At 57.7% G+C, this 24,711-nt stretch carries 17 protein-coding genes and 2 pseudogenes; 4 read left to right on the top strand and 15 right to left on the bottom strand.

Going from position 1 to position 24,711, the window contains the following annotated elements:
• Positions 1-11 precede the first annotated feature (11 nt).
• Positions 12-1,166, top strand: coding sequence for a MalY/PatB family protein (locus ACXPVS_RS16725; protein ID WP_458510911.1), 1,155 nt, complete (start codon positions 12-14; stop codon positions 1,164-1,166).
• Positions 1,167-1,170: 4 nt separating this feature from the next.
• A pseudogene (locus ACXPVS_RS16730) lies at positions 1,171-1,257 on the top strand (hemerythrin domain-containing protein); the annotation flags it as partial.
• Here the strand turns inward: ACXPVS_RS16730 and ACXPVS_RS16735 are convergent.
• From ACXPVS_RS16735 to ACXPVS_RS16745, 3 genes and pseudogenes are all read right to left on the bottom strand, one after another.
• Positions 1,231-1,672 (bottom strand): annotated as a pseudogene (locus ACXPVS_RS16735) (response regulator); the annotation flags it as partial. The pseudogenes ACXPVS_RS16730 and ACXPVS_RS16735 overlap by 27 nt on opposite strands.
• Positions 1,663-3,927 (bottom strand): ATP-dependent DNA helicase, encoded by a 2,265-nt coding sequence (locus ACXPVS_RS16740; protein ID WP_458510912.1) that lies wholly within the window; start codon positions 3,925-3,927, stop codon positions 1,663-1,665. The pseudogene ACXPVS_RS16735 and the gene ACXPVS_RS16740, both read right to left, overlap by 10 nt.
• Complete coding sequence (locus tag ACXPVS_RS16745) at positions 3,924-5,591, bottom strand: VRR-NUC domain-containing protein (protein ID WP_458510913.1); 1,668 nt, start codon at positions 5,589-5,591, stop codon at positions 3,924-3,926. Before ACXPVS_RS16745 ends, ACXPVS_RS16740 begins: the two co-directional genes overlap by 4 nt.
• 207 nt (positions 5,592-5,798) lie before the next feature.
• Between ACXPVS_RS16745 and ACXPVS_RS16750 the strand changes: the two genes are divergently transcribed.
• On the top strand, positions 5,799-6,023 hold the full coding sequence (locus ACXPVS_RS16750; protein WP_458510914.1) for a YgdI/YgdR family lipoprotein: 225 nt from the start codon (positions 5,799-5,801) through the stop codon (positions 6,021-6,023).
• Positions 6,024-6,114: 91 nt separating this feature from the next.
• Here the strand turns inward: ACXPVS_RS16750 and ACXPVS_RS16755 are convergent, their stop codons facing one another.
• The 9 genes from ACXPVS_RS16755 to ACXPVS_RS16795 all read right to left on the bottom strand — a co-directional run bounded on the left by ACXPVS_RS16755 (position 6,115) and on the right by ACXPVS_RS16795 (position 20,772).
• A complete protein-coding gene (locus ACXPVS_RS16755) occupies positions 6,115-7,968 on the bottom strand; it encodes a polyurethane esterase (RefSeq protein ID WP_458510915.1) in 1,854 nt (617 codons plus the stop codon).
• A 96-nt stretch (positions 7,969-8,064) separates the two neighbouring features.
• Entirely contained in the window at positions 8,065-9,753 is a 1,689-nt protein-coding gene (locus ACXPVS_RS16760; RefSeq protein ID WP_458510916.1) for a polyurethane esterase, read from the bottom strand.
• Positions 9,754-9,776: 23 nt separating this feature from the next.
• A complete protein-coding gene (locus tag ACXPVS_RS16765; protein WP_458510917.1) occupies positions 9,777-12,824 on the bottom strand; it encodes an autotransporter domain-containing protein in 3,048 nt (1,015 codons plus the stop codon).
• 71 nt (positions 12,825-12,895) lie between these two features.
• A complete protein-coding gene (locus tag ACXPVS_RS16770; RefSeq protein WP_458510918.1) occupies positions 12,896-14,260 on the bottom strand; it encodes a TolC family outer membrane protein in 1,365 nt (454 codons plus the stop codon).
• Positions 14,261-14,262: 2 nt separating this feature from the next.
• Positions 14,263-15,597, bottom strand: coding sequence for an HlyD family type I secretion periplasmic adaptor subunit (locus tag ACXPVS_RS16775; protein ID WP_458510919.1), 1,335 nt, complete (start codon positions 15,595-15,597; stop codon positions 14,263-14,265).
• Positions 15,594-17,369, bottom strand: coding sequence for a type I secretion system permease/ATPase (locus ACXPVS_RS16780; protein WP_458510920.1), 1,776 nt, complete (start codon positions 17,367-17,369; stop codon positions 15,594-15,596). The genes ACXPVS_RS16775 and ACXPVS_RS16780 overlap by 4 nt, the downstream gene beginning before the upstream one ends.
• Positions 17,370-17,557: 188 nt before the next feature.
• Positions 17,558-17,983 (bottom strand): AprI/Inh family metalloprotease inhibitor, encoded by a 426-nt coding sequence (locus tag ACXPVS_RS16785; protein ID WP_458510921.1) that lies wholly within the window; start codon positions 17,981-17,983, stop codon positions 17,558-17,560.
• A gap of 67 nt (positions 17,984-18,050) precedes the next feature.
• Positions 18,051-19,508 carry a serralysin family metalloprotease gene (locus ACXPVS_RS16790; protein ID WP_458510922.1) on the bottom strand — a complete coding sequence of 486 codons (1,458 nt, stop codon included), beginning with the start codon at positions 19,506-19,508 and terminating at the stop codon, positions 18,051-18,053.
• A gap of 610 nt (positions 19,509-20,118) precedes the next feature.
• Positions 20,119-20,772: a GntR family transcriptional regulator gene (locus ACXPVS_RS16795; protein WP_458510923.1), complete on the bottom strand. Its 654-nt coding sequence runs from the start codon at positions 20,770-20,772 to the stop codon at positions 20,119-20,121.
• Positions 20,773-20,984: 212 nt separating this feature from the next.
• Between ACXPVS_RS16795 and ACXPVS_RS16800 the strand changes: the two genes are divergently transcribed.
• Entirely contained in the window at positions 20,985-21,371 is a 387-nt protein-coding gene (locus ACXPVS_RS16800; protein ID WP_458510924.1) for a VOC family protein, read from the top strand.
• 56 nt (positions 21,372-21,427) lie between these two features.
• On the opposite strand, the gene ACXPVS_RS16805 is transcribed toward ACXPVS_RS16800, so the two are convergent.
• From ACXPVS_RS16805 to ACXPVS_RS16815, 3 genes are all read right to left on the bottom strand, one after another.
• Positions 21,428-22,195: an HpcH/HpaI aldolase family protein gene (locus ACXPVS_RS16805; RefSeq protein ID WP_458510925.1), complete on the bottom strand. Its 768-nt coding sequence runs from the start codon at positions 22,193-22,195 to the stop codon at positions 21,428-21,430.
• A 283-nt stretch (positions 22,196-22,478) separates the two neighbouring features.
• A complete protein-coding gene (locus ACXPVS_RS16810) occupies positions 22,479-23,717 on the bottom strand; it encodes a Gfo/Idh/MocA family protein (protein WP_458510994.1) in 1,239 nt (412 codons plus the stop codon).
• Positions 23,677-24,705, bottom strand: coding sequence for an ABC transporter permease (locus tag ACXPVS_RS16815; protein ID WP_458510926.1), 1,029 nt, complete (start codon positions 24,703-24,705; stop codon positions 23,677-23,679). The genes ACXPVS_RS16810 and ACXPVS_RS16815 overlap by 41 nt, the downstream gene beginning before the upstream one ends.
• Positions 24,706-24,711: the final 6 nt, after the last annotated feature.

Genomic DNA, 24,711 nt, shown 5'->3' on the forward strand with positions numbered 1-24,711 from the left:
TGAGACTGAGCATGACTTTCGATTTTGATCAGGTGTTCGACCGTCACGACACCGGCAGTACCAAATGGAGCCGTTATCCGGCCGACGTGTTGCCGATGTGGGTGGCCGACATGGACTTCTCCGCACCGCCGGTGATCATCCAGGCCCTGCAGAAACGTCTGGAACACCCGATGCTCGGCTACAGCGTGGCCCAGGATGACTTGCGCGATGCCATCGTCGCCGACCTCTGGAACAAGTACGCCTGGCGCGTATTGCCTGAGGAACTGATTTTCCTGCCGGGCGTGGAGTCGGGGTTCAACATGGCGCTGAATGCGCTGGTCCAGCCGCAGCAAAACGTTGTGGTTCAGGTTCCGAACTACCCGCCGCTGCGCCATGCCCCGGGTCACTGGGGTTTGAACAAGGTTGAACTCGAATTCGACGCGTCGCCGGACGGCACTTACACTACGCCTCTCGATGCCTTGAATCGGGCGCTGACAGGTGGCGGTGCGCTGCTGCTGAGCAACCCGCATAACCCGGTGGGCAAAGTCTTCCCGCGAGAAGAACTGCAAGCGGTCGCCGACATCTGTCTGGAGCAGGATGCCTGGATTATCTCTGACGAGATTCATGCCGAGCTGTGTTTCGACGGGCGCGTGCACATTCCAACGGCTTCCCTGAGCCCGGAAGTCGCCAAACGCACCATCACATTGATGTCGGCGAGCAAGGCCTACAATATCGCCGGGCTGAAAACATCGTTCATGATTATTCAGGACTCGGTGTTGCGCGCGCGCGTCAACCACGCCCGTTGCGGCATGGTCGACAGCGTCAACCCGTTGGGTATGGAAGCGACGCGTGTCGCCTACAGTGAAGGGGGGCCTTGGCTGGCCGGGTTAAAGGCGTATCTGCAAAGCAATCGGGATTATCTGGTGGACGCGGTAAACACCCGACTGCCGGGTGTGACCATGAATATCCCGCAAGGCACGTATCTGGCGTGGCTCGATTGCTCGGCGCTGGGACTGGATAACCCTCAGCAGTTCTTCCTTGAACAGGCCAAGGTCGGGTTGAGCCCTGGTCTGGATTTCGGCGATGACAGCAAACAGTTCGTGCGCCTGAATTTCGGCTGCCCACGGTCGTTGCTGGAAGACGGCATCGCGCGAATGGCGCGCAGCTTGCTCAATCGCAAAGCCTGAACGGGCCAAGCTGGAAATTGAGATCGCCATCCATGCCCGTCTCGAAGAGGACGTCCTGTACCCGGCGTACAAGAAAGCCGGGGGCAAGGATGATCAGCAGGCTCGGCTTAATGATCCGGATAGCCTGCGCCAGTTGCGCGCCATTCATCTGTGGCATGGACATGTCGGTGATGACCAGATCAATCACCTGCTCGCTGTCGAACATTGCCAGCGCCTGAGCACCGGACAGCGCACTGGTCACTCGATGCCCAAGGTCCTCAAGCAACAGGCAGGTACTGGTCAACACCAGGCTGTCGTCGTCCACCACCAACACACAGTCGGGGCACGGGCGGGGCGGCTTGCTCCAGGGTCTGCTGGGCTTGTGTGGCTTCGGTATAGAACCGCGAAAAGTACTGACCGAGAATCTCGGCCTCTTCATACCCCTTGAAACGCCTGGCGCCGGCGTTCCAGCGGGTGATGATGCCATCGGGATCAATCATGTAGATCGCGTAGTCAATCACCGCCTCGGATCAATCGACCACCAGCGCGGCAGTAGCTGCTTGACCTTGCTATCGCCAAACCGGTCATCGATCAACATCACCACCCCTTGATCCTGCTGGGTACGGATCACCCTCCCCGCCGCCTGCACCACTTTCTGCACACCGGGAAACAGGTAGGTGTAGTCATAACCGGCGCCGAAAATTGCTGCCATGCGCTGTTTCAGCTGCTCGTTGACGGGGTTGAGTTGCGCCAACCCGAGGGTGGCGATAAACGCTCCGATCAGTCGCGCGCCCGGCAAGTCGATGCCTTCGCCAAACGCCCCGCCCAACACCGCGAAACCGACACCCTGACTCTCGGCGGTGAACTGATTGAGAAAGTCCTGTCGCTGCCCTTCCCCCATGCCCCGGGACTGCGACCACAGATTGATGTCGGGATGCGTCTGGGCCAGCAACTGCGCCACTTGCTGCAAATAATCAAAGCTGCTGAAAAACGCCAGGTAGTTGCCGGGACGTTGACTGAACTGCCGGGCAATCAGCTCGACGATTGGCGCAAGGGATGACGAGCGATGGACGAACCGTGTGGAGATCTGGCTGACGATGTGCACTTGCAGTTGATCAGCCTGAAAGGGGGATTCAACGTCTATCCACACCGTGTTCGCCGGCGTGCCCAGCAGATCAGCGTAGTAGTGGCGAGGGCTCAGGGTCGCGGAAAACAGCACGGTGCTGCGTGCAGCCGTCAAGCGTGGGCGGATGAAGCCGGCGGGCACCACGTTGCGCAGGCACAGCTGCGACAGGTTGCGTTGGCGGTCGAGGTCACGCTTGCTGATGTCGAACAGGAACTGTTCATCAAAGAGCTCGGCCACCCGACAAAAGTGCAGCATGTCGAAATAGAAGTTCTGTAACGCTCCGTCCAGGCCTTGCGGATGATCGTTCAGGTAGGCGCCGATGCTGGCGCTGCACGTTAACAACGCCTGGAGCAGTTTTTCTGGCGCCTTGTCATAGGCCTGATAGGCGCCGAGTTGCAGATTATGCAGGGCATTCCACTCACGGTTGACCCGTTGCAAGGATTTTTTCAACGCCTCAGGCGCGGTTTTTCGTACGCCGCTGAGGGTCGATTGGTCGAGGCTGGCGCTGTACATCTGCCGGCCGCGCTCCACCAGGTTGTGCGCTTCGTCGGCCAACACCGCGACTTTCCAGTTGTTGGCCTGGGCCAGCCCGAACAGCAGCGCGCTGAAATCGAAATAGTAGTTGTAATCAGCGACCACCACGTCTGCCCAGCGGGCCATTTCCTGGCTCAGGTAGTAGGGACAGACGTCGTGCTCTAGGGCGACCTTGCGCAACGCGTTCTGGTTCAGCAGGGACAGTTTGCTGGCCGCCTGGCGAGCGGCGGGCAAGCGATCATAGAAACCGTGGGCCAGCGGGCAGGATTCACCGTGACAGGCGTTGTCCGGGTGCTCGCAGGCCTTGTCCCGGGCGATCATTTCGAGCACTCGCAAGGGGGGCGCGTCGGCGCTGTCGAGGATCACTTGCGCGGCGTCCAGCGCCAGTTTCCGCCCAGGGGTTTTCGCCGTGAGGAAGAACACTTTGTCCAGTTGCTGCGGCGCCAGGGCCTTGAGCATCGGGAACAGCGTGCCGACGGTCTTGCCGATCCCCGTGGGCGCCTGGGCCATCAAGCAACGACCGGTGCTGACGGCCTTGAACACTGATTCCGCCAGATGACGTTGCCCCGGTCTAAAGTCGGCGTGGGGAAACGCCAGTTGTTGCGCTGCTCGATTTCGCCCTTCGCGATGAGCCATTTCCTGTTCGGCCCAGTGCAAGAACAAGGCGCAATGTTGTTCGAAGAACAGCCGCAGTTGCGCGGCGCTGAAAGCCTCGACCAGGCAGGTTTCCTTTTCGCTGGCGATGTCGAAATACACCAGGGCCAGATTGATCTGCGCCAACTCCAGTTTCTGACACATCAACCCGCCATAAATCTTCGCCTGCGCCCAGTGCAACTGACGGTGGTTGGCCGGTTGCTTGCTCAAATCGCCACGATAGGTTTTGACTTCTTCCAGGCAATTTTGCGTGGGGTCGTAGCCGTCGGCCCGGCCCTTTACCTTCAACGTTTGATACAGACCTTCAAGCGCGACTTCCCTCTGGTAGCCCTCGCTACGCCGGGACGCCACCGTACGGTGCCCGACAATCCCTTCCAGCGCCGTTGGCGACGGCGTAAAGCGCAGATCGAGGTCACCGACCTTGGCGGTGAATTCACACAGCGCCCGCACCGCGATGCTGTAACTCAAGCGCTTTGCTCCGCCCATTGCACGTAGCAGACGGCAATCGGCATCTGGTGCTCATGGCAGAACTCGAGCCAGCGCAATTGATTGTCTTGCAGGCGATCACCGGGCCCTTTGACTTCGATCATCCGGTAGGTTTTATCCTGCGGCCAAAACTGGATCAGGTCCGGCATACCGGCGCGATTGGCCTTGATGTCCAACAGCAGTCGATTGAACCAGTGCTTGAGGTGTTCGGCCGGCAGACAAGCGAGTGCCTGATCCAGCAGTTCTTCGCTCAGCACACCCCAGAACACGAAGGGCGACTGCACGCCCCACTTAGTGGCATAGCGTTCACGAATCGTCTGGCGGTAGCGCCCGTCATCGAGTTCAGCCAGGCAGCCTTGGAACAGCTCCGCCCGGCGTGCGTGAAAGTCCTCATTGAGCAGATCCACCGGCCCACGCTGGAACGGGTGGAAAAACGCCCCTGGCAACGGCGCGAAAATCGCCGGCCAGCACAGCAGACCGAACAACGAGTTGATCAGGCTGTTTTCGACGTAATGCACCGGTGCCGACGCTTGCGCCAAATGCGCCTGAACGTAATATTCCACCGACAACGCAGGGTCGGTTCTGGGCAGTTGCAGGTCCAGTCGCAGCATCTCCCGTGGGGATACGCGCTTTATCACCGGCCCGCCCAACTTACGCCGCAGCCTGGGCAACACACGCAGCAACTGTTGCTGCTCGGCGGCGCTTTCCGGTGATTGCTCCACCGCGCCGGCCAGGTCCATGGCCAGTTGGTATTCACCACAACGCTCCAATACGCGAATCAACCGCAGGCGCGCGCCGGGGTAGGCGCACTCACGGTAAATCGCCAGTGCGGTAGAGAAATCCGCCAGGCGCTCGCAGTGTTGACCGATCTGGAACAACAGTTTGCCGCGACGTCTTTGCAGCCAGGAATTGCTCAGCGCCAGCCCTTTTATCTGTTCGACAATGTCTTCTACTGCTTCGCCGGCCTCGAAATGCTGCTGACATTCATGAAGGAAGAGGCAGGCATCCACGTCATCGCGGCTGCGAAGACCTCGGGAGTCGGCGCAGAACTCGACTTTTTCATAGGTAAAGATGCCCAGGTCAGCCAGCACGAACTCGGACCAGTCCTGGTAAAGATTGCCGAAAAACATCAAGCGCAGCCGGTCGCACAGACCCATGATGGTCAGGCTGAACAATCGGTCATCCAGCGACGGGCACCACTGGCCGAAGCTGTGAGTCTGGGGAAACTGTTCATTCAGTGCAGGCAGCCAATCGGCCTTTCTTCCTTTGGGTTGATCGATGGTGGCGCCAAAGCACTGGAGAATTTCCGCCTTGAGCAATACCTCGAACAGCGCTTCGATCGACAGCGGCGATTGCTCATCGATCCAGCCCACCGTCAGCAAGGGGCCGGCGGCGATGGCGATGTCGCCGATTTCGGCGTAATGCAGCTTGCTCGCCCGGAAGTGATTCCCCTTGCGCATCACCATCCTGACCAGCAGCGCCCTGGACTCACGGGGCAACCGCTTGAACTCGCCGATGAAGTGTTGCTCTTCGACACTCAACACATCGGCATAGCGAAGCTCAAGCCAATCAAGCACTTGCATGAAGTTATTCAAGTAATAGAACGGATCGTCGAGCGGGTTTGCAGTCACAGGAAAAAAGGCCATGGCGAGCGAATACTGGTTATGCGTACAGATAACAGCTACGCCCCGCCCGGTGCAAACGGAAAAGGATAAGCGGCGGCGTTAATCGGTAATTTTTCGAGTGTCTATGAACTTTCTGCCAATCCATCGCACCAACCGCGATAGAGGTACAGTGACGATTGATTTCGTTCGTGGCAGTCGCGCTGTTTTTTTGAAGGATGAGAGGTGGTTATGAATATCAAGACTCTGGGCTTGCCCCTGGCGGTAGCGGCCTTTCTGGCCCTGGCCGGTTGCTCGACGCCAACGGTTGTGACGCTGCAGAACGGCACCCAGTATTTGACCAAGGACATGCCGAAAACCAAGACCAAGGACGGTTTCTTTGAATTCGAAGATATTTCCGGGGCGAAGGTGAGGGTCAAGGCCGATGAAGTGACCACGATTCGACAGGACGACTGAATAGCAAAATCAAAAGATCGCAGGCTTCGCCAGCGCCTACACCCATGACCGGTGCAGGCGCTGGCGATCTTCTAATTGTGTAGCCGCAAATCTAGGCGATAACGATTCCCCCGCCCGACAAACTATCCAGCCCAACCCCGACCAACGTCACCGAATCCCCCCCAAACGTCAGCACCGTGTCGTGCCCCGCCGCCGTGGCATGCGCCCGATAGTCGTCGTTTGGCATCACACCCTGAACCCCGAGAAACACCAGTTTGTCGCTGGCCTCGTAGCCGATCACCCGGTCCTGACCAAACGCGCCGCTAAACAGGAACGTATTGATTCCGCCTCCCGACTCCAACACGTCATTACCCGCGCCCCCGACAAACACATCGTTACCTTTGCCGCCGATCAAATGGTCGTTGCCGTCCAGTCCAAACAACCAATCGCCGCCAGCGTGTGCCTTGAGCGTATCGGCGCCGGTGCCGCCCTTTACCGTTGGCGCATACTGGGTAAGGTTGTTGCCTGCCTTAAGGCCTTCGGCAGTGACGCTGTGGGTCACGTCATCCTTGAACAGGCCCCACAGAAACCCCGGCTCCTTGGTCACAATGCTGCCGATGTCGCGGGTAATGCTGATGCCGCCCTTGGCGTCGCGGATGTACAGGTTGCCGGCGCCATCATTGGCGAAGTCGACGTTTTTCACTGACTGCTGCATGTCCAGCACATTGTTGCCCTTGCCCCCCAAGAGGATGTTGTAACCGCCACCGTCGCGGAAGGTGTCGTTGCCATCGCGGCCTTCCAGATAGTCGTTGCCTCGCCCCCCCTGAATCAGGTCATTGCCGTCACTGCCGATGATGAAGGTGCTGCCCTTGTGGGTTTCAGCGTTGCGATTCAGATCCTGAACCCAAGTGTTGGCACGCGTCGGGTCTGACAGATTGGCAACGATGATCGTCGAGTCCTTGCTGGTGAGGTCGTAGAACGTCGATTCGATCACCCGGTTCATGCCGTCACCATAGGCGGTGGGCAAGTGCGAGATCCAGGTGGGGATGTTGAGGATGGAAAACGGCAACACATTCCATGCTGTCGAGGCGTAGTGGTCATTGAAGCTGACGATGTTATCGGTTGCCGAGACCTTGGCGGCATCGTGCACGCCCACCGATGACAGGTTGAACGATGAGCCGTCGAGGGCGCGGAACACCGGGTCGTTCTCGTAACCGACGTTCAGCACTTTGTCGGTGTTGCTTTGGGTCGGCGAGGCGTAGGCGATGTAGTTGGAATCCTGGTAGAACCCGGCCCACTTGCTGTTGCTCAGATCTGCCAGGCTATTGACCGCCAACCCGCCGAGGCTATGACCGCTGACCAGTACGTCCTTGCCCGACAGTCCATTGGCCCAGGCAAAGGCCGCCACGTCGCCAAGCAGGTTGCCGAAGGCTTCGCCGACGTAGTTACTGGCGTAATCCTTGGGCCCTAGCGCCGCCAGCAAGTCATTGATCACGTCGCCAATGGAGTCGCTGATCTGGCTTTCTCGTGGGCCGCTGGTGCCGCGAAAGGCGATACCGATTTCGCTGAGATGACCCTGCGCGTCGTATTTGCCGAGGATTTCCACCTGAGCGCTGGTGTACCCGGCTTTCTCCCCGAAGTACGTTCCCCGTGCATCGACCTTGCCGTCATAGCCCAGTTGCGTGGCGGTGATCGGCGTCCAGCCGGCTTTCTGCACCGCGTCCAACGCGGCTTTTTCCGAGTCGGGGTTCCAAGGGATTCCAGGAATGACGCCCTGGGAGTCGGTACCACCGATCAGTGCGGTCACCAGTGTCGCCGGCAAGCCAAGGCCGAAGCCGTTGTGTTGATAGCCGGTGGCAAAGCCGTTATCGAGGTTGTGATAGGAATACAGCGTGATCGCCATCGCGTCGGTAAATAACGCTTTGGAATCGGCTGTACCGAAGTTCTTGTAGTCGTACACACCCATTGGTATTGCCTCTCTCTTTGTTGGAGTTGTCAGAGATAGCTCACAACCAGAACGCCTCAGTCACGAGGCGCCCCAGAGCATTTAGTGCATGCAGCCTTAGGCAAACGTAATGCCTGAAGCCGCAAGGTTATCCAGTCCCACCCCCACCAGGGTCACGGCAAAGTCGCCAACCTTCAGCACCGTGTCATGGCCCGTCTGCGAAACGTGTTGCGTGTAGTCGTAACCCTGCCCCGCGCCCTGAACCCCCATGAACAGCAGTTTGTCGCCGCTCTGGTAGCCATTGATCGTGTCGAAACCAAAGGCGCCGCTGAACAGGAACGTGTTGTTGCCACCCGAGGCCTGCATCACGTCATTGCCCGCGCCACCGACGAAGGTCACGTGGCTTTTGTCACTGCGCAGCAGATCGTTGCCGGCATTGCCGAACAACCAGTCGCCGTCGACGCTGGCTACCAGTGTGTTGCTATAGGCATCACCGTTAAGCGAGTGGTTGTACTGGGTCAGTTCATTGCCGTTGAGCAAACCGTTGGCGGTGACGCTGTAAGTCAGCTCCTTGCTCCCCCACCATGCCCCCGATTCCTTACTGACCAGCGCGCCGATGTCGCGGGTCATGCTGATACCGCCATAGGCATCACGCACGTACAGCGTGCCGTCCCCGTCGTTGGCAACGCTGAAATTCTGTAACGGCTTTTGCAATTCGAAGGTGTTGCTGCCCTTGCCGCCCAGCAGGATGTTATAGCCACCGTCATCGCGGAATCGGTCATCGCCATCGCGGCCTTCGATGAAGTCATTGCCGGCACCGCCCTTGAGCAGGTCGTTGCTGTCGGTGCCGATGATGAATGTGCTGCCGGTGTGGTGTTCACCGCTGCGGCCAAGGTCCTCGACCCAGGTCTTGCCCCGGGACGCTTGCGCCAGGTTGGACACGATCAGCGTCGAGTTCTTGTCGGTGAGGTCGTAGAAACCCGAGCCGATCACCCGATTCAAACCGTCGGCATAACCCAGCGAACCGTGAGCTGACCAAGTCAGCGGGTTGAGGATGCTGAACGGCACCAGGTTCTGCGACGTGGACGCGTACTGGTCATTGAAGTTGACGATGTTGTTGGTCGCCGAGTCCTGATGTCCGTCGTGCTTGCCCAGGGAACCGCTACTGAACGTGGTGCCGTCCAGCACTCGAAACACCGGATCGTTCTCGTAACCGATGTTCAGCACGTTGTTACCGGTGGCGCTTTGGGTCGGCGAGGCGAAGGCAATGTAGCTGGCCTCCTTGAAGAAACCGCCCCAGTTGTTGCCACTCAGTTCGGCGACGCTGTTGACCCCTAGCCCGCCAAGGCTGTGGCCGCTGACCAGTACGTCCCTGGCGCTGATGTCATGGGCTATCGCGAACGCAGCGACGTCGTTGAGTAAGCTGTCGAAGGCGTTTTTCGCGTAGTTCGTCGCGTAATCCACTGGGCCGACAGCAGCCAGCAGGTTGTTTTTCATGTCGCCCAAGGTGTCGCTGTAACCCAGGCCGCCGGTGCCGCGCAAGGCAATGCCGATACCGATCAGCGTGCCCGCCGCGTCGTACTTGCCGAGCACTTCGGCTTCGGCGCTGGTGAAACCGTTCTTTTCGCCATAGAAGGTGCCTTGTGCGCCGACCTTGCCTTGATAGCCCAGCTGCGCGGCGCCAATCGGCGCCCAACCGGTCGCCGGCAGCGGTTTACTTGTTGGCGTGTACGCATACAGCGTCAGCGCGATGGCGTCGCTGTACAGCGCCTTGCCGTCAGCATTTTTGTAATCAAACAGTCCCATAGGTTTGCTTCCTTTGCGTTAAATCAGAACTGCCAGTCGAGCGTCAGACCCACACCGTGGTCTTTCTCGTTGGCGCCAAGCAGTCCGTTGTAATCGAGGCTCAAACGAACGTCCTGCGCCACCGCCAAACCGGCCCGCACACCCACAACGGCGGCGTTACGATCCAGGGAAACGCTCTGCACGCTGAACGCGGTATTGCCGTTGGCGAAGGCCAGATGATCTTCGGAACCGGTCTTGCTCAGGTTGTGCTGCCAGCCCAGCGTGCCGGACAGTTCCAGTTGGTGTTGGTCCGACAGGGTAATCGCTTTGCTCGCCCGCAGGCCGAGGGTCGAAAGCACGGCGTCGCGGTTGTCTTCGCCACCCTTGAGCGCCGCGGCATCACCTTTCTCGGTGAAGCTGTCGCTGTTCAGGTGCACGTAAGCCAGGTTGGCGAACGGTTCCAGCGCCAGCGGTTGCAGGTCCAGGCGATACGCCGCTTCGGTAAACAATTGTGCGGTTGTCGCATCGCGTTTGGATTTCTGTTTGCCGCTGACGTCGCCAAATTGCAGGTCACGTTTCACGTCGATGCGGTGCCAGCTGTAAGCACCACCGACACTCAAACGCAGGGCGTCGATTTCATGGCCCAGATAGGCGCCCACGTGGTAGCTGTCGACGGAGGCTGATGAATGCGTGCCATCGCCCATGCTCAACGAACTGTCGCTGTAACCGGTCACGAAACCCAGCCGCGTATCTTCAGTGATCAGGCCGTCGACACCGGCCAGCAAACCGCCGATGGAGCTGTTGGCACTGGCGTTGTCATGCCCGCCATCGCCCTTGCCCCAGGCGCCGAGGACTTTGACCCAGGCGTTGCTGCGGTCATCGGTGGGTGCCGCAGCGTTGAACAGATCACGCTCGCGCAGGCGTTCGCCGACGGCATCGCGCAGGTAGCGGCTGTCGTTGATCAGCAGCGTGCCGATCGCCGGGTGAATCTCACCGGAGAGTTGCTGGAAGGCTTGTTGCGCGACGGCGGCAGTCGGCGAAAGCAGCAAGGTTTCATAGAGCGCATTGCCGACGCCCAGTTGCTCGGCGGCCGCGGCGACGGCGCGTTGATTCGGGGTTTGGCCGACACTGGCGAAGGAAGCTGCGGTGCGCTCTACCGCCAGTTGGATGCCATTGGCCGAATAGCCGAGTGTGCCTGCGATAAACAGATAATCCGGTAACACGGCGCCGAAACGTCCTTCGATCCCGCCGGCCGCTTGCAGAATGTTGTATGGGTTGCCGAGCAAGGATTTCACTTCGCGGGGGGTCAGCAAGGTCGGACTGTTTTCCAGGGACAGGCTAATGGTAGCGCCGTCGATCACGGCTTTACCGCCCGCCACGATCTGATCGCTGCGGGTCGGCGATAACTCCACGGCGTAGGTCGAGCCCGGCTCGAAGGTGACGTCGCCCGCCACGTGCAAGGTGCCGATAGAGTTGCCTGGTGCTACGGTGCCACCGCTTTTTGCGGTCAATGCACCGATGCGGCCATTACCGCCCAGGATCCCTCTGTCGTTGACGGTGACTGCCGAGAGCAGCGAGCCGTTGATTGCCAATCGACCTTGATTAACCAGCGTCGGGCCGGCGTAGGTGTTGGCGCCGGTCAGCACCAACGTGCCGATGCCCTGTTTGGTCAGGCCCCCGTGGCCGGAAATATCATTGCGCCAGACGTCCAGTCCGCAGTGCACGTCATTGCACATGCGTTCGGTCGGTTTGCCGGCGTCGATAATCGCGCCGATCCCAGGCAAGTCCGCCACAAACTGGCTCGAACCGTAGGCACCCTGAATGCGCCACGCCTCGGGAATGTCTTGCTCGGTGACAAACATCGCCGGGCCATCGATGCCTTTGCGCAGGTTGATCATGCCCCAGCCGTACAGCGAATCGACACCTGGCGCACCGATGTCGGTGGCCGTGGTGCGCAACACGCTGGCGACCTGGGCGCCGGTCATGTACGGGAAGCGTTCCATCAGCACGGCCATGGAACCCGCGACATGCGGCGCCGCCATCGAGGTGCCGTTGTAGTTGGCGTAGCCGGTGGTCAGGTTGCCGGCACTGGTACCGCTGATGATCGAGCTGTAGATCTTGCTGCCCGGTGCGGACACACAAAAGCTTGCGGTATAACCGCAACGCGATGAGAAGGTGCTGATGTTGTAGAGGTCCGGGCTGTTGAGGTCCGGGTTCTTTTGCAAGGCTGCCACGGTGACCCAGTTCGGCGCGATGTCCGGGACGAAATAGCCCAGGCCTGCGATGGCGTCCGGGTTGTTGAGGTTGTAATCGTTGCCGGCCGCGAAGATCGTCACGATACCGCTGCGGGCCGCCGCGATGGCGCCATCGTAGGCTCCGCCCGGTTGGGTCCCGAGCAACGGACGGATCTCGTTGAACTGTAATTGCGCGTCCTGCACGGTGAAATGCGGGTATGCGGGGTTACGTCCTCCGAGGTCAAAGCGGTCGGTGATGCCGATGCCCCAACTGTTGTTGATGATCCGCGCGCCGCTGGCGATCAAGGCATCCCAACCGGCCTTGTAGACCGCGCCGTCGTTGCCGCGAATGATGCCGTCTTCCGGGCCCGGATCTCCGTTGTCCGCACTGATGAGCTGCGAGCCAAACGCCACGCCATGCATCGGGCCTCCATCGCGACTGCCGGCAGCGATCCCACCAACGTGGGTACCGTGGGCACCCAGCTTGCCGTCGGAACCGATCGAGGGCGAACCGTCGTAGCGAAACGCATCGCCGGCGTTGACCGGGATGTACGGGTCGGTGTATTCGCGGATGCCGCTGGTGACCAGAGTGATCACTTTGTCAGGACCGGAAAACTCCGGATGCGCGGCATAGACCGGTTGGTCGAAAATCCCCAGCTTCACGCCTTTACCGGTGTAACCGGCAGCGTAGGCCTCTTGTGCGTTGACCGCTCCCAGCCCCCAATCGGCATTGAATTCAGTGCTGCGCCAACTATTGGGATCGCCTGCTCTACCGTTTTCCACGTAAGGCGCCGCTTGCGCGGTACCGAGGGTGGCCAATGCGCAGAGCAAGGCAAGGTTGTTGTGCTTGTTATTCATCCCGCTACCGTCCTTAGTTGTGTTGCCAAAATCCCTGTGCCTTGAAAAACCCTATTTGTAAGCCCCTCAAATCAGTGGGGCCTCGGACCCTGGCCGAACGCCTCGTCAACCTTGGCCAGATCCTGCTCATTCAACGTCCCGGCGTAGTAATGCAACTTGGTCCAGGCCATCAAGTAGTCGTAGCGTGCCTGTGCCAAATCCCGGCGGGTGGTAAATAGTTGTTGTTCTGCATTCAATGCATCGAGGTTGACGCGCTCACCGCCCAAAATGCTTTGCTTGGTCGAAACCACCAGCGCTTCGGCAGACTTCAGGGCTTTCTGATAAGCCCGCAACTTGTTCACGCCCGACAGGCAGGCGCTAAACTGCCGACGCAGTTCAATCAACGTTTCCCGGGTCTTGCCGTCCAGTTCGTACTCAGCCTGCTCCATGGTGCGGCTGGCCTGACGGGTCGATGCGGAAACCCCGCCGCCCGCATACAGCGGCACATTGACTTCGATGCCGATGGTGTTGGTGTCGTAACGCTGGTTGTAGGTGTTGCCGCTTTCCGACTCGTTCTGCCGCACCGAGGCGTAGGCACTGACTTTGGGCAGGTGTCCGGCGCGGTTGCGTTCGACTTCATAACGTGCGACTTCCACGGCATGGCGCTGCGAGGCCAGATTCGGGTTGTTGGCCACGGCCCTCTCGTGCCAGGTATCGAAGTTGGCCGGCTGCAGGGCGAACGTCTGGAAACTCTGATCCAGCGGCGCCAAATCCCCAATGTTGATCGCCGGCACGCCAATCAGCGCGCCCAACGCTCGTAACGACGCGTCCTGCTCATCACGGGCTTCGATTTCCTCGGCCGTGGCCAGTTCATAGCGGGACTCGGCCTCGAGGATGTCAGTACGGGTGCCCTCGCCCTGACGGAACATGTGTTCGTTCTGCTGGAACTGTTGCTCGAAAGCCTTTTTCTTGGCTTGCGCGATGTCGATCTGATCTTGAGCGAACAGTGCCTGGGTGTAACTCTCCAGCACCCGAACGAGTAGTTCCTGACTCTTGCCGCGAAAGGCTTCGTCGGCAAACAGCGATTGCGCCACGCCTTTGCGGTACGACGCGTAAGCCTCGTAGTCGAGCAGCGGTTGTTGCAGGGTCAGGGTCGAACCGTAACTGCTGTAGTTACGGTCATCGGTCCGGTTCTGCCCGCGCTCATCGAGGGCAGTGGCCTTGGAGGAGTTGCGCCCCTTGTTGTAGTTGTAAGCGATCCTGGGCAACAGCCCGGCGCGGCCAATGACGCGGTTTTCAAGGCCAGCATCGCGTTCCTTGATGGCGCCGAGAAACACCGGATCATTGCGCAATGCTTGTTCGTAGATGTCGAACGGTCCCATTGCCAGCACACTGTTGCAGGTCAGCAACGCCAGGGTCGCTGCGAGCATCGAAAGCTTATTCATACAGCAGAACATCCTTATTCCTCAGTCAACGCGGAACCTGCCCGGTCGAGCAACGGTTTGAACAAATAGTTGAGGAGTGAACGTTCACCGGTGCGCACAAACATTTGCGCCGGCATGCCAGGTTTGATCACCAGACCGTTGAGTTTTTCCATGGCCTGATCGCTGACGCTACTGCGCAGTACGTAATACGGCGCACCGGTTTTCTCGTCGATCATCTGGTCGGCGGAGATCAGGCTGACTTCGCCGGGCACGCGCGGCGTGCGGCTCTGATTGAATGCGGTGAACAAGATGTCCACTGGCAAGTGCGTGCCGACCTTGTCGACCAGATTGACCGGCAGGTGCCCTTCCACCTCCAGTCGCGCCCCCTGAGGCACGATCTCCAGCAGCGTTTCGCCCTGACGCACCACCGCGCCCACGGTGTGAACCCCGAGGTCAACCGCAATACCATCGGCGGTGGCGAGGATCTCGCTGTGTTGCAGATCGAATCCGGCGGAGGTCAGTTGCTCTTCCAGCGTCACGCTTTTCAATTGCGCCTCGGCCAGTTGGGTACGGACCTCTTTCTGATATTCCTCGATGTGCTGTTGCAGTTTCAGCCGCGATTCGAGGATGCCCTGCTCCACACGGCCGCTGTCGCCGGTGTTTTCTGCCAATTGTTGTTGAACCTGCGACAGCTGACGCTGGTACTCCATCAACCGATTGCGCGGGATGTAGCCGTTATCCGCCAGGGGCTGAAGGTTGCTCAGCTGTTGTTTCAGAGAACTGGCCTGGGCAGTCAAGTCCGTGCGGGCGCGGCGCATGCCACCCAGTTGCGCGCTGGCGCCTTCGATGCTGGCGCGCAAAGCAGCCTGTTCGCGGGAAAACGCTTCACGCCGGCTGCTGAACAACTGCCGTTGACCTTCCAGCACCAAGGCCAGACGCGGGTCAGGATTGTTGCTCAGTTCAGCGGGGAAACTCACCTGTTTGAGGTTGTCCCGTTCACTCTGCCACCGCGCCAGACTGGCCCAGGCCATGCGGTATTGCGCTTGCAGCGATTGCACGTCAGCGGCGACTTGCGTCTGGTCGAGCTGGAACAATGGCTGGCCCTGCTTCACCCCTTGACCCTCGCGCACCAATATCTGGCTGACCACGCCGCTGCTCATCGATTGCACGGCTTTGCGCTTGCCCGACACCACGACCGTGCCTTGCACGGGAATGCCTTGGTCAAGAGGCGCGAGACTGGCCCAGGTGAAGAAACTGCCAGCGCCGACGATCGCCAGAATCCAGCCCATGCGGACGAAGAAACGCGCGTCGCGCTCGGGGCGTTCTACGATGTAGTCGTGTTCCATGGTGGCTTCGCTGATGTTACTCATACGCCCGAATTCCTTGTCGAGGGCTGATACTGTCGGCTCATGCTGAGCCCGCCCGGTGCTTGCGCGGTTTTCTCCCGCTGCTGCTCCTGATTGGCAGCGAGTGCCTTAAGCACGTCCTGGCTTGCACCGAATGCTTGCAGGCGTCCTTCGTTGAGCACCAGTAGCTTGTCGGCCTGGGCCAGTGCCGAGGAGCGATGGGTCACCAGAATCACGCTGGTACCTTGGGCTTTCATTTGCGCAATGGCGCTGGCCAATGCTGCTTCGCCCACGGTGTCGAGGTTGGAATTGGGCTCATCCAGCACCACCAGTCGCGGGTTGCCGTACAACGCGCGGGCCAGGGCCACGCGCTGCTTTTGACCCCCGGACAAGCCGCCGCCGTCTTCGCTGAGCACGGTGTCATAGCCTTGCGGCATGCGCAGAATCAGTTCGTGAACGCCGGCCTGCTGCGCGGCTTTAACCACTTTTTGCGGGTCCGTCTCGCTGAACCGGGCGATGTTTTCGGCGATGCTGCCGCTGAACAGCTCGATGTCCTGTGGCAGATAACCGATATAGGGGCCAAGATCGTCGCGATTCCAGCGATGAATGTCCGCGCCGTCGAGCCGCACCGTACCGCCAAGCGTGGGCCAGACACCGACCAGCACCCGGGCCAGGGTCGACTTGCCGGAACCGGATGCCCCGAGCACCCCCAGCACTTCCCCCGCACAGAGGCTGAAATTGACCAAATGCAGCGTGGCCGCCCGTTGTCCCGGCGGTGCGGCGCTGACCTGTTCGAAGCTGATCTGCCCCTTCGGCGCCGGCAGCGCCATGGCTTCGTCACTTGGTGGAAAGGCTTGCAGCAACGAATCAAGACGACGGTAAGCGAGCTTGGCACCGCTCCACTGCTTCCACACGGCGATCAATTGGTCGATAGGGCTCAGGACGCGGCCCATCAGAATGGAACCGGCGATCATCATCCCGGCCGTCATATCACCCTTGATCACCAGCAATGCCCCCAGACCCAGCACCAGCGATTGCAGGCACAGGCGTAGGGTTTTGCTCAGAGAGCTGATGACGGCACCGGTGTCGCTGGCCTGGTTCTGCAAGCCAAGGAAACGTGAATGGACCTCGAACCAGCGTTTACGCAACGCCCCGAGCATACCCATAGCCTGAACAGTTTCGGCGTTGTGCAGGTGACTGGTGGCCAGTTGGCTGGATGCCTGGGAAAACCCTGCGGCTTCGCCCAAGGGCTTTTTTGTCATTGCCTCGTTGAGGCAAGCAAGGCCTATCAACAGCACCGTGCCCACCGTCGCAAACACGCCGAGCCAGACATTGAACAGGTAAATCACGAACAGGTAGACCGGAAACCACGGCGCATCAAAGAAGGCAAACAGTGCAGGGCCCGTGACGAACTGGCGAATTTGCGTCAGGTCTCCCAAGGCTTGCCCGGCGTTGCCCTCGCCCCGAAACAGGTTGCGCTCGAATGCGGCCTGATAAACCCGCAGGTTGAAACGGCGCTCCAGTTGGCTGCCGATACGGATAACGATGAAGCTACGCACGATTTCAAGCAAACCGATGAAAGCAAAGAACCCGACCACCATCAACGACAGCATCGCCAAGGTGGTTTCATTTTGCGAAGACAGCACGCGGTCGTAGACCTGAAGCATGTAAATCGACGGGACCAGCATCAGCACGTTAATTAACGCGGTAAAACAACCGACGCTGATCAGGATGCTCTTGTAGTCGCCCAGCGCTTTGAATAATGGTGCGGTGGCCGGACTCTTTGCCATCTTCATGGGTTCTTCCTGAGGTGTTTTTACTCGCCCTATCTGGCGACGTGTCCATTAACTGTCCGCGCAGCGGCGGTTATCGGCATTGCGCAAGCGTTCACAAACTAATAACAACGTTTCGTGGGCGACAAGGTGTCTTCGATTAGTTGGGTTGCTCTTCTGTCGGCAATGACGAACGTTATATTCGAGTCGTGTTAATGCACCAGGCGCACAAGTGTTATGACCCAATCGGATTTCAATGTGGCTTTATACGATCCGTCGCGTTGGCGGTTAAGAAATAGAATCTTCGAACCTCCTTTGCCGGTGATCGCCAGGCCATCCGGCTCAGGGAACCAGCCAATCGCAGATTCGCCGTCCAGCCAGGCGCTGAGACAATCGGCGCCCTCACCCAGCGTCTGTTTCGGTTGAAAGTCGATGACGCAGACGTTGGACGGTTTGTCCTGCAACGCCTGGGACTCTGGCGAGTCATCTTTGACGGTCAGGGTCGCCTGCCATTTGCCGGTCAGTGCCGAGGGGTCTGCTAACTTCAGGCTGCTCGCCATGGCTAAATCTCCAAAAAACATCATGAACGTCGCCAATAGCCACGCGGTTGTTCTGTAGGTGAAGCCGTTATGGATCATGAGGCGCTTTACTCCTTTCAAGGGGCAGAGCGCAGCGCGTCTGCGCCGCCCTCCTTCTCACCTCACATCACGCAGCGATGTCGGTGTACGCCACCTGGCCCACGGTGCTGACCAGGAAATCAGCCACGCCATGCCCGGAGAAGTCCACCGCCAACAGGCTATTGCCACTCGAAGAGGTCAACACCGCATCGCCTGCCGCACCGGTGAACGCGTTCACGAAATGCAGGCCCGCACCGTGGGTGATGCCGGTCAGGTCGATCTTGTCCAGGCCGCTGACGAAATCGAGGATTTGGTCGACTGCCCCGGGTTTGGAGTCGCTGCTGGCCGCGAACACGAAAGTGTCCGAACCTGAACCGCCCCACAATTTGTCCGCACCGCCTGCGCCGTAGAGGATGTCATTACCGGCACCGCCCTTCAGTTCGTTGGACGCGCGGTTGCCGATCAGCAGGTCGTTACCCGAACCGCCGATAGCGTTCTCGACGGTGACGCCCTTGGCGATGGACACGTTACCCACCAGGCCGCCAACGTCGGAGAACGAGGCCTCATTGAGGTTGATCTTCTGATTTTGAGTAAAACCGGAAAAGTCCAGCGTATCCTTGCCGCCCGCATCCCATACGGAAAACACAACCTTGTCCGACGATGAAGACGCGCTCAGGAAGTCGCGCCCGGTGTTGGAGTTGAAGCCATAAGTGGTGTCACCGGTACGGGTGGTGGTGTTGGCGCCGTAGAGCTTTTGGATGGCCGCGATATCGTCCATCAGCGGACCGGACGAATAGGCTTCGACGCCGCCCTTGCTGAAGTTCTGGCTGGTATTGCTTTCACTCCAGTAGCTCATGACGCTGTAACCGCGGGTGTCTTGCCCGTAGGACGCGTCGTTGTAAGTCGGCGCGCCCTCGCCGGCGTTGTAGTCGCCAGGGTGGGCCAGGCCCAGGCTGTGCCCGATCTCGTGGGTCAGGGTTTGCCGGCCGTAATTGTTCAGGTCCGGCGTCTTGTTCGGCGTGTAGCGGCTGTTGGTCAGGTACCAGGAAGTACCGTCGTAACCCGCACCCGTGCCAGGCAGATAGGCGAAGGCCGCCGCACCATCCTGACCGCCGCTGTAGTTGCCGAAGGTCATGTGACCGTCGCCACCCGTGACCTTGTCGGTGAACGTGACATTGGCCACGTCGGCCCAGGATTGCATGGCCAGCACGGCCTGGGCTTTCTGCTGAGCGCTGAACTGGCTGAACCCGGTGATCCCGTGTTTGTTCATGGTGCTCGACGATGCCGAGGTCAGGAACGTGTAGGTGAGTTCGATTGTGCCGCTGCCGTCCCTGTCCAGGTAGGCCGCGCCATCGCGCAGCAATTGTGTCGCTGCCTGGTCGACGGAGAAGGAGGGTTTGCCATTGACCATGAGGTTAGCGCCCCGATCATACTGATGGCTGAAGCTATTGATCTGGTTGAACGCAGAACTGGATGCAGCCAATGCGTGCAGTGGCTGGAACGCCTGTTCGGCGCTATCAATAGCGTTGTCTTTTACTTTCGACATAAACACACTTCCTTGTTTAGCTATGGAACAGTTTTTTTGTCAGACAGCAACAATCTCTGGCGAGATCGTCCTATCACTCGCCCAATGAAGGCGAAAGAAAACTGACACAATTCGAAATCAAACGTCTAGCTTTTTTTTGACGTCAAATTGAGCTGTTCCTGAAAGTGCCCGAAAACAATGCCTGCGCTGTCGAAATATTGTTTATTAGAGGGCGATTTGCGCAAATCGTCTGACGATTGATTATTTAATAATTAAATAAAGGTAAGTTGCTTTTTGTCGACAGGGTCTCACTGTGTGTGAGTTATTAATATGAGTGCCAGCGTATTGATATCGGCTGGACATTTTTGATGTTTTAGATTCTGGCGACCGCTGCGCAGCCTGATCCATCGAAAGGAAGCCTGGAATCTACAGCGTTGCCAATCGAATCGACGGCGGCCTAGAAGATGCAGATAACGGTTTGACGAATGACCTGCACGCACTTGATGAGCCCGTAAGCGAGCTCGATGGCGAGATATCTGCGGTCGAGGCAAGTACACGAGGGTTGCTGCGCAGTGTTTAACCGAACCCCGAAACGGCCCCCTCCCCTAGCTCTGCGTTTTCTCAGACCTCACTAAACACTGTCGTGGAGCGTCCCATAGCGCTGTTCGTAAGCACGAATATAAGCATTGGGAGAGTCCGGCAAATGTGCTTTCACCACTTCGATCAACGCTTGCCGATCAGTGCCGCTCATCGCCGCCAAAATCGCCAGGTGATCCCTCTCCACTTTTTTCAGATGTCCTGGATCCGCATATTTGACTGCCCTGATCAGGTGAGCCTGTTTGGCACAATCAATAATGATCTCGACCAGCTTGCTATTATTACAGGCCGAATATTGGGCTTGATGAAATTCGATGTTCAGATAGAACACTGCGCGCAGATCTCCCGCAGCAATGGCGGCCGAATGGCGATTTTGAATTTCTCGCATTGTCGTCAAAATCGCTTCTGGCGCTGGCAGCGGCGTACGCATGGCAGCGGCGACTTCCAGTACCTCCCGCACCTCATAGATTTCGGTCACCTCAGTCGGCGTCAGTTCGCGCACAAATGCACCGCGATTGGGGATGCGGGTGATTAATCCGGCTGCGTGCAGGTCGTCCAGCACATCTCGGATGACGTGACGTTTTGCATTAAAACGTGCGGCCAAATCCTCTTCAATCAGCTTCTCTTTTGAATGAAGAATGCCAAAAACAATTTCTTCTTCCAACTGTTGAACCACATCTGCACGCATTCCGGATCCTCAGAATTTCCTGATGTTTTTTGATTGCTGGGGCTGACATAAACAGCGTTGGCATGCCTTTTTCGTGCACTGTTTACGTAAGCCCTAAGTACGATTTACTGCCGCGATAATACCAAAAAAAGCCTCAATGATAGTGGTAAATATATTGTTGACAATTTACCCAACAATGCGCACAGTGAAAACCCATAAAAAAGGTACCCTATATGAAACTCAGCAAGCTGGAGCATTACAATATAGAAACCGTAAAACCGGAACAGACCGTCAAGTTTTACACTGAGGTTTTAGGGCTGGAAAATGCCCCACACCGCCGCCCCGACGTCAGCCAACCGGGAACCTGGATTTACGTAGGTGATGTGCCGGCCATTCATGTCAATTTCGTTGAAGTTGATCAATCTGGTAAAACAGGCGCCATAGACCATGTCGCTTTTGAGGGGCACGATTACCTGGCCTTTTGTCAACACCTGCGCAATCTCGGCACTGAATTCGAAACAGTGGAATCACCGACATTAAATCTGGCACAGATATATGTTATCGATCCGAATGGTATCCGCATCGAAATCAATATCCGTGGTGAAAAAATTGGTTCTTGAGGCCTGATAGTTATTCCTGACCCATTACATGTAATAGGTCAGGAACATCGCACTGTCTATAGGTCGGCGGTTGTTTGCATTTCTGCAATGAGTGCGCCGGTGGCCTTGCGCAGCAAACCGGCATCATTCATCACCGTTACCAAATCGCAACCAGACGCCACCATTACACGGGCGAAGGCCACATCCGGACAAAAAATGCCGACGCGCAGAGCATGAGCGCGTGCGACCTGGATAACGCGCTCTATTTCCCTAATTACTCGTGGTGAGAGTGGATTACTAATCACACCTTCCAACGTCATGGATAAATCGCTAGGTCCAATGTAAAGACCATGCAAACCCGGCACGCTGGCGATCTGTTCAAGATTTTCCAATGCCAACTCAGTTTCTATCATTGCCCACGACAGCACTGCTTCATCAGCACCGTTAACGTAATCGGCACCGCCGTATAAAATACCGCGCGCTGGGCCATAACTGCGTTCGCCATGAGGGGGATAACGCATCGTTCTTACGAAGGCTTCGCACTGTTCGCGCGTGTCGATCATAGGACAGATGACACCATACGCCCCCATGTCGAGCACTTTCTGAATTAGCCAGGCCGTGTTGGCTGGCACCCGCACCATGGGCACTGCAGCCGTGGTGGAGATCGCTTGCAGCATACTGAGCGCGGTCTCTATATCAAACATCCCATGTTGAAGGTCAACCGTAACTGCATCGTAAGGCAAATGCGCCACCACCTCGGCGCTGTAACTGGAGCCTATCGACAACCACGCATTCAACGCGCATCTGCCCTGCTGCCATACGTCTTGTAATCCGTTTGCTCGCATATTTTTCACCTGAATTAAATATTCGGCACAGCCGCACGACTCGCTTTATTAACTTCGCCGGCGGCACAGGACGGTTGCAGGCGCTAAGGGCAACACGATTACCGAATTAATATATGAGTTTAATGTTGCAAGCCCACCCGCCAAGTGGATACTTCGATCGGCTTCTTAAAGTTGCTCTGAGTTACGTGCTACTCACTCGCCAAAAGCGCGAGATCTTTATGGAACGTGGCAGCACCCTAACGGGCAGTAAGGTACTGCACTCAGCTTTACAACCGCCCCATAACTACAAGGGGTGCCAGTCACCATCGTTTAGGTTTGATGCAGTCGCCGCGGCAATCATGCGCATACCGGCGACACCGTCGGCAATGCTTGGCAAATTGCCCATATAATCCGAACTGCTGGTATCGGTACGGGCGGCTACCAACGCCAGTGCAGCTTCTGCATAGATATTGGCAAAAGCCAGCGGATAACCTTCCGGATGCCCAGGTCGGAAACGCGAAGAGCGCGCGACAAAATCAGAGGTGCCGTCCTGCCCCGATCGAAGAATCATTTCTGGCGCTTGGAGGGGTCGAAAATGAAGGTATTCGGCATTCTCTTCGCGCCATTCAAGCGCCGCCTTGTCACCATAAATACGAAATGACAAACCATGCTGGCTGCCAGTAGCGACATAGCTCGCCCACAGACGACCAACAACACCATCCTTATAGTCGAAATCGAGATAAGCGTTGTCATACACTTCTCGCCGCGCCGCCAACGTCTGCATGCGTGCAGACAAACGCTGCGGCAGCATGCCGGTGATATAGCTCATCAGATGATAAGCATGCGAACCGACTTCACCAAGCACCGCTTCTTTACCCATCGATGCCGCACGAAAGCGCCAATGCCGCTGCGCCGGATCTTCCGGCTCCACCGAGACTCCCGGCGCACCGCCAGCAAATTCCACCTCTATCATGCGTAGACGTCCCAGCGCACCTGACCTGACCAGATCACGTGCATGGCGAACCATGGGAAAACCGGAATAGCAATGCGTCAGTACAAACAAACGCCCCGACGATGCTACGCATGCCGCGAGCTCCTGCGCTTCCGCTACGGTCTTGGTCAGTGGTTTTTCGCAGATGACATCGATGCCCGCATTAAGAAACGCCATCGCAACGTCTTTATGTATTTGCGGCGGCGTTGCAATCACCACCACGTCGATGCCATCTTTACGTGCCGCCTCACGCCTTGCCATATCTCGATAATCGTCGTAAATGCGATCAGGCGACACCAGCAACCCCGCGCCGGTCGCGCGCGATATTTCTTGATCTATCGAAAAAGCACCCGCGACCAGTTCATAGTAACCATCGGTTTGATAAGCAATCCTATGCGTTTCACCGATGACCGAGTCAAAGCCTCCGCCCACCATGCCCAGCCGCAAACGGCGGCCGAGTTTCGTTAAAATAGTTGAGTACATGCTTTTTGCCCTTGTGCGAAAGTGATTGTCATTTTTGTCGTGCACGCGCTTTTGTGAGCGTTGCTTCATATGAAACACGGATCGTATCTAGATACACAGCGCCGATCAGCACCACTCCCACTACGATTTGTTGTAAAAATGGATCCATGCCAAAGACATTCAAGGCAAAGCGAATAGTCGCCATGACTAGAGCGCCGCTAACAGCCCCCATCACACTACCGCGCCCCCCCATCAAACTAGCACCACCGATGACTGCAGCAGCAATTGCATCTAGTTCATAACCAAGACCAATTCCAGGATGGGCTGAGCTGATGCGTGACGACAGCACAATCGCTGCACAACCAACAGTGAAACCGGCAAACATGTAGATCTTTATTCTCAGCCGCTTAACATTGACACCCGCTCGCCTGACGCTCTCTTCGCTGGCCCCAATCGCATAGGTGTAGCGACCCAAGGGACGCTGGGTAAATATATAGTGGGCCAAGATAGCAACTACCGCCACAATCCAGACCGGGAATGGAATGCCTAGCAGTTCACCATTCCCGATGTAATCAAACCACTCCGGAAAGCCATACAGCGCATAACCATCAGAAAGTTTCAACGCTGTTCCTTGAGCGATTCCTAACATGCCAAGCGTGACGATGAAGGCCGGGATCCGACCATAGGAAATCAAGAAACCATTAATGGCGCCGCCAACGATACCTAGACCAATGGCAATAACCATCGCTCCAGACATCGGTATACCCAGTGAAGTAGTGGCGACCGCCATCACCACCATCGACAGCGACATCATGGTGCCGACAGAGAGATCAATACCGCCGGAAATGATTACCAACGTCATGCCGATCGCAAGCAAAGCATTAACCGATGCCTGCAAGCTGATGGTCATCATGTTGGCAGCGCTAAAGAACGCAGGATGGATTAACGTAATGGCCAGAAAAATAAAAATCAGTAGCAGCAAGGGGCCAATCACATCGAATAAACGCCAGAAAGAAAATGAGAACATTTTTTCGGTGGGGTTTTCCGGTGGCATTTTAGAGTGAATATTCGCGGACATAAGGCA

This window comes from Pseudomonas sp. Ma2-10 (assembly GCF_054330215.1).

Coding starts and splice junctions, on each gene's coding strand:
- ACXPVS_RS16810 (WP_458510994.1), bottom strand. CDS start 23,717: ATGAAGCAACGCTCACAAAAGCGCGTGCACGACAAAAATGACAATCAC.
- ACXPVS_RS16795 (WP_458510923.1), bottom strand. CDS start 20,772: ATGCGTGCAGATGTGGTTCAACAGTTGGAAGAAGAAATTGTTTTTGGC.
- ACXPVS_RS16805 (WP_458510925.1), bottom strand. CDS start 22,195: ATGCGAGCAAACGGATTACAAGACGTATGGCAGCAGGGCAGATGCGCG.
- ACXPVS_RS16765 (WP_458510917.1), bottom strand. CDS start 12,824: ATGAATAACAAGCACAACAACCTTGCCTTGCTCTGCGCATTGGCCACC.
- ACXPVS_RS16750 (WP_458510914.1), top strand. CDS start 5,799: ATGAATATCAAGACTCTGGGCTTGCCCCTGGCGGTAGCGGCCTTTCTG.
- ACXPVS_RS16780 (WP_458510920.1), bottom strand. CDS start 17,369: ATGAAGATGGCAAAGAGTCCGGCCACCGCACCATTATTCAAAGCGCTG.
- ACXPVS_RS16755 (WP_458510915.1), bottom strand. CDS start 7,968: ATGGGTGTGTACGACTACAAGAACTTCGGTACAGCCGATTCCAAAGCG.
- ACXPVS_RS16760 (WP_458510916.1), bottom strand. CDS start 9,753: ATGGGACTGTTTGATTACAAAAATGCTGACGGCAAGGCGCTGTACAGC.
- ACXPVS_RS16800 (WP_458510924.1), top strand. CDS start 20,985: ATGAAACTCAGCAAGCTGGAGCATTACAATATAGAAACCGTAAAACCG.
- ACXPVS_RS16815 (WP_458510926.1), bottom strand. CDS start 24,705: ATGTCCGCGAATATTCACTCTAAAATGCCACCGGAAAACCCCACCGAA.
- ACXPVS_RS16790 (WP_458510922.1), bottom strand. CDS start 19,508: ATGTCGAAAGTAAAAGACAACGCTATTGATAGCGCCGAACAGGCGTTC.
- ACXPVS_RS16775 (WP_458510919.1), bottom strand. CDS start 15,597: ATGAGTAACATCAGCGAAGCCACCATGGAACACGACTACATCGTAGAA.
- ACXPVS_RS16785 (WP_458510921.1), bottom strand. CDS start 17,983: ATGATCCATAACGGCTTCACCTACAGAACAACCGCGTGGCTATTGGCG.
- ACXPVS_RS16770 (WP_458510918.1), bottom strand. CDS start 14,260: ATGTTCTGCTGTATGAATAAGCTTTCGATGCTCGCAGCGACCCTGGCG.
- ACXPVS_RS16725 (WP_458510911.1), top strand. CDS start 12: ATGACTTTCGATTTTGATCAGGTGTTCGACCGTCACGACACCGGCAGT.
- ACXPVS_RS16745 (WP_458510913.1), bottom strand. CDS start 5,591: ATGGCCTTTTTTCCTGTGACTGCAAACCCGCTCGACGATCCGTTCTAT.